The 1,580-nt window shown below is 34.1% G+C and carries 2 protein-coding genes; both read right to left on the minus strand.

The features are described from left to right. Positions 1 to 145 precede the first annotated feature (145 nt). A complete protein-coding gene (locus tag MWU84_RS23850; protein ID WP_246906507.1) occupies positions 146 to 547 on the minus strand; it encodes a GNAT family N-acetyltransferase in 402 nt (133 codons plus the stop codon). A 219-nt stretch (positions 548 to 766) separates the two neighbouring features. Continuing rightward, the gene (locus MWU84_RS23855; protein ID WP_246906508.1) at positions 767 to 1,213 is read right to left on the minus strand and encodes a DUF1572 family protein; all 447 of its coding nucleotides are present in this window, start codon (positions 1,211 to 1,213) and stop codon (positions 767 to 769) included. Positions 1,214 to 1,580: the final 367 nt, after the last annotated feature.

Raw genomic sequence — 1,580 nt, forward strand, 5'->3', positions numbered from 1 at the left:
AATGGTCTGTTCGGGTGCTTAAAAAACAAAACCACCTTAAAAAGCAGTTATCGAGGTCGTTGTTTTAATAATTACGGGGTTGTGCAACGGTTACCGGTGTTGTGTGTAGGCATTTTACGTTTTGATATTTAATTCTGTTTATTTTTTATTTTGTTCGACGAATTATAAATCCGTTGTCAACTTTTTCAAATCCAATTTTCGGATAGTATTCCATCGCAATAGGTGCTGAAAGTAAAATTAACGCAGTTTCTTTTCCTATTTCCTTTTCAGTCAATTCTATTAGTCGTTTTCCAATTCCTTCTTTTTGGTATTCACTTTTCACAGCTAAATCCGACAAATAGCAGGCGTAACAGAAATCAGTCATTGAGCGTGATATTCCAATCAGTTCGTTGTTCAACCACGCGGTTATAATCAAATTTGAATTTTCATACATTTTTGTTATTCGTTCACTATCTTTTGTCGGTCTTTTTATTCCTGAACTATTATAAACCTCAATTATTTCAGCTGTCTTTGGGGTAACTCCGACTTTAAATTCTATATTTTTCATTCGATTTTAGATATTTTTTTGAAGCTGACGCACAACGGTATCGTATAGCCGTCAGTTTCAGGTTTGCATGCGTTAATTATCGATTAGGCACATACTTTAGCAATTCCGCATGGATTCGTGAGCCCGCCCTGAGCGCAGTCGAAGGGTAGTCGAAACCGCCGCCGTTCCGCGCGAAGCGAACAGCGCAGCAAATTGCGTTATACATTGTAGTGGCAGTTTTTATTCATCTATTAGTCGTCTATGGTAATTTATTTGTCCAAGATGATAAGTCAAATGTTTTATCAAATGAATTAGTAAGTATTCATTTGTTTTTACTTTAGAAAACTTCAAAATAGGATAATCGTTTTTCAATTCTTCGTTTGTAATAGAAATCAGTGATTTTTTAACCATTTCTATTGTGGAATTTATACTGTTGATTAATTCAATTTTTGAAACATTTTTTTGAGTAAATTCAAGTTCTCTATTTCTAACATAGTTTGTTTTTCCAATTTCTTTTCCAATAAATGTATTTAGATTTCCAATTAAGTGCAGAGTTAAATTTCCTGCAGAATTAGAAATATTTTTTTCTATTCGCCAGATATTTTCTTCATTTTTATAAAGTCCTATTTCAGTTATTAAGTTGTTCAATTCGCCTTCAAAAAAGCTAATTAATTCGTGTTTATTCATTTGGTAAATCTATCAATTTTCATTAATATTTCAAATTCACTTTTTTCTTAGCTCAGGATTTATTCAGAATCTCATAGGTAAATTACCACTAACCGTCCAGGGCTATGTTCCTGTTGCTACCTTGGACTTGTTGGCAGCATGCGGCTGAGTTTATTAACGTTGGCGACTGGTGCGTAGGGAAGAAAGGAGCCGCGACGAAACATTCCCGGACTGATTTATTTTTGATTAAAGATATTGATTTCCCGAAAGCTAAAACGAGCACTGGGACGTAGCCATTGTTGAACTAAACCTAAAGGTAGCTTCAAGCAAGTGTTACCTTACCGTTCACTACCTTTAGGATAGGTTTAATCATAAAATTTAAAGTTAT

This window comes from Arenibacter sp. F20364, from assembly GCF_023015905.1.
Classification (GTDB): domain Bacteria; phylum Bacteroidota; class Bacteroidia; order Flavobacteriales; family Flavobacteriaceae; genus Arenibacter.

Bases quoted from the DNA above. Each gene is read 5' to 3' on its own strand.
- MWU84_RS23850 (WP_246906507.1), bottom strand. From the start codon at position 547: ATGAAAAATATAGAATTTAAAGTCGGAGTTACCCCAAAGACAGCTGAA.
- MWU84_RS23855 (WP_246906508.1), bottom strand. From the start codon at position 1,213: ATGAATAAACACGAATTAATTAGCTTTTTTGAAGGCGAATTGAACAAC.